The organism is Desulfosarcina sp., from assembly GCF_046496365.1.
Taxonomy (GTDB): Bacteria; Desulfobacterota; Desulfobacteria; order Desulfobacterales; family Desulfosarcinaceae; genus Desulfosarcina.
This window is the reverse complement of record NZ_JAWOHB010000012.1, coordinates 1-2,947: the sequence shown is the minus strand read 5'-3', so window position 1 is coordinate 2,947 and position 2,947 is coordinate 1. Positions and strand designations below refer to the sequence as shown.

At 55.1% G+C, this 2,947-nt stretch carries 4 protein-coding genes; 1 reads left to right on the top strand and 3 read right to left on the bottom strand.

Annotated elements, in window-relative coordinates:
* Positions 1–1,353, top strand: a 1,353-nt coding sequence (locus R6V78_RS00550; RefSeq protein ID WP_410287364.1) for an ATP-binding cassette domain-containing protein, incomplete at its 5' end; no start/stop codon positions are given.
* A 130-nt stretch (positions 1,354–1,483) separates the two neighbouring features.
* On the opposite strand, the gene atpE is transcribed toward R6V78_RS00550, so the two are convergent.
* The 3 genes from atpE to R6V78_RS00535 form a co-directional block, all read right to left on the bottom strand.
* Positions 1,484–1,780, bottom strand: a complete 297-nt coding sequence (atpE, locus tag R6V78_RS00545) for an ATP synthase F0 subunit C (RefSeq protein WP_410287363.1) — start codon at positions 1,778–1,780, stop codon at positions 1,484–1,486.
* Positions 1,781–1,908: 128 nt separating this feature from the next.
* Positions 1,909–2,598 (bottom strand): F0F1 ATP synthase subunit A, encoded by a 690-nt coding sequence (atpB, locus tag R6V78_RS00540; protein WP_410287362.1) that lies wholly within the window; start codon positions 2,596–2,598, stop codon positions 1,909–1,911.
* Position 2,599: 1 nt separating this feature from the next.
* A partial coding sequence (locus R6V78_RS00535; RefSeq protein WP_410287361.1) for an ATP synthase subunit I occupies positions 2,600–2,947 on the bottom strand: 348 nt, incomplete at its 5' end.

Sequence of the window (2,947 nt, the reverse complement as noted above, 5' to 3'; positions counted from 1 at the left end):
GGGCGGCATGATAACCGAAACCGAATCGGCCCTGGATATCGAGGATCTGATCAGCAAATATGTTTTCCACTCATCAAGATGCGCGACATGGGAAATTCGGTTCTGGTGGTCGAGCATGACGAAGAGACGATTCTGGCCGCCGACCATGTGGTGGACATGGGGCCCGGCGCCGGGATCGACGGCGGCCGGGTGGTGTTTCAAGGCACACCGTCCCAAATGCTGGAGACGGCCGACTCCCTGACCGGAAAATACCTCTCCGGCCAGCTGCGCATTGCTGTGCCGGCCAAACGCCGCTCGACCAAACGGGGGGAGATCCGTATCATCGGCGCGCGCCACAACAACCTGAAAAACATCGACGTCGTCTTCCCACTCGGCGTACTGACCTGCGTAACCGGCATCTCCGGATCCGGCAAATCGACATTGGTACTGGAAACCCTTTACCGGGCGGCGGTCAGCCACCGCCCCGGACGCAGCCTGACCGCCGGCCACTGTGAACAAATCAGCGGCCTGGACAGAATCAGCAACGTCATCGATATTGACCAATCCGCCATCGGCAAGACCCCACGGTCCAATCCCGGCACCTACACGGGCCTTTTTGCACCCATCAGGGATCTTTTCAGCCGCACGCCGGAAGCGAGAATGCGGGGCTACCAGGCCGGTCGATTCAGTTTCAATATCCGCGGCGGGCGCTGCGAAGCCTGCGAGGGGGACGGCATCATTCGCATCGGCATGCATTTTCTGCCCGATGTTTACGTACCCTGCGACATCTGCAAGGGAAAGCGATACAACCGGGAGACATTGGAAATTCGCTACAAAGGCAAGACTATCGCCGAGGTGCTGGACATGACCGTCGACCAGTGCCTGGTCATGTTCCAAAACATCGATGCCATCCGGTCCAAACTTCAGACACTGGTGGATGTCGGACTCGGCTATGTTCCCATCGGCCAGCCGGCCACCACCCTGTCCGGTGGCGAGGCCCAGCGGATCAAGCTGGCCCGGGAGTTGAGCAAACGGAGCACCGGCAGCACCCTTTACATCCTGGACGAGCCCACCACCGGGCTTCATCCTGATGACATCCGTCAGCTGTTGGGGGTACTGAACCGCCTGGTGGAGGCGGGCAACACGGTCGTGGTGATCGAACACAATCTGGATGTGATCAAAACCGCCGATTACATCATCGATTTGGGGCCCGAGGGAGGCGACGGCGGCGGGTACGTGATCGGTGCCGGAACCCCGGAAACGGTGGCCAGCCTACCCGAATCGCATACCGGCCGATTTCTGAGATCTTACCTGCCGGCTTGGAGCAATGCTTCCAAACGGCCTTGGCCGTCTGAGGGCCTCGGAAAGAAATAATTCCACATCTTGCTTGTCTGTTGGCCCGTCACGAACCAAAATCCGGCGCCATATTGTGGAATAATTTCTTTCCGCGACCCTGAAGCCAAAAAAAAGCTCCCGATGTAACGACCGGAAGCTTTTTTTTAACCTACAGTCGCTGGGGACACCCGCTAATCAACTTGGTAACCGTTTCCCCAGCCGGGTTGGCATAGATCAAAATCAGGCCAATAACCAGCGTGTAAATAGCTAATGACTCGATCATGGCAAGACCGATCAGCATGGCCACCGTGACTTTGCCCGATGACTCCGGGTTCCTGGCGATACCTTCCACGGCCGCTTTCAACCCCATGCCTTGCGCGATACCACAGCCGACCGCAGCAATCGCAATGCCGAAACCGGCGGCGGTAACACTCATGATGAAAAACTGCAATGCTTCTGGGCCCATACGAAATACCTCCTTCTCTTAAGATTGATTTTTTGGGCTTCTTCCCAAACCCAAGCGGCTTCCCTGCTCAAAAAACAATTGAACATCACGACCGACTGCATGGGTGGTTTACCCGCAGACGCCGACCGTTAATGCGCTTCTTCCATTGCGCCGGCAAAATACATCAGCGAGAGCAAAAAGAAAACAAAGGCCTGAACCAGTTTTGAGAACATGAACAACACCATAATGGGTATCGGCGCCAGATACATCCCGGCCAAAGCGAACAGGATCATCAGGGTCAACTCTTTGCCCAGCATATTGCCGAAAAGACGAAAAGAGAGCGACAACACCCGCGCAAAATGCCCCACCAGTTCGATGGGCAGGATTAAGGGCGCCATCCACCACACCGGTCCGATAAAATGTTTGTAATAATGGGAGCCATGCCATTTAATACCGATGTAATGCGTTAAAAAGAAGGTGCACAGGGCAAGCGCCGCGGTCGTATTCAGACTGACCGTCGGTGGAAAGAACCCCGGCATCAAGTGAACCATATTGCTGACCAGAATGAAGATGAAAAGGGTCAGGGCATAGGGCAGGAACATGCGCCCTTCCTCGCCGGTGACCGTTACCATGAAGTTTTCCACCTCGGAAACCAGCACTTCGGCGACATTCTGCATCTTGGTTGGAATCAGCTGGACTGTCCGGGCGGCCAGCACACCCAGAACGATCAGGAAAATCATGACCACCCAGGTATAGATGACGTGCACATAATGGTGCGCAAAATCCCCCAATCCGATGACTCCAAACAACTCGACAAAGAATAGATAAGGATGTACCACCTCAGATTGCCTCCTTGAAAATGAGTTTGGTAATTTCACGCAACGCGGCCAGCATGATACTGATCATCACAATCGAAAGGCCAATGATCAAGCCCAAGGGATCGACGATTTTTTTACCGATAAGTAAAAAAATCAGGGCCCCGCTGATGGTGAAGCGCACGTAGTATTTGGCCAGCACCGAAGTGACGGATGCCAGATAGGGCGGCGTAAACGCTTTCCGCACCGTACGAGCCATCAGGAAAAAGTTCACTGTCACGATAAAACCGCCGCATGCGAGCCCTTTGAGAAAAGCCGGCGCGGTCAAGAGGTATCCGGCAATGCATGCCAAAGCAAACAGAACCCAGTTGGC

Bases quoted from the DNA above. Each gene is read 5' to 3' on its own strand.
- atpE (WP_410287363.1), bottom strand. From the start codon at position 1,780: ATGGGCCCAGAAGCATTGCAGTTTTTCATCATGAGTGTTACCGCCGCC.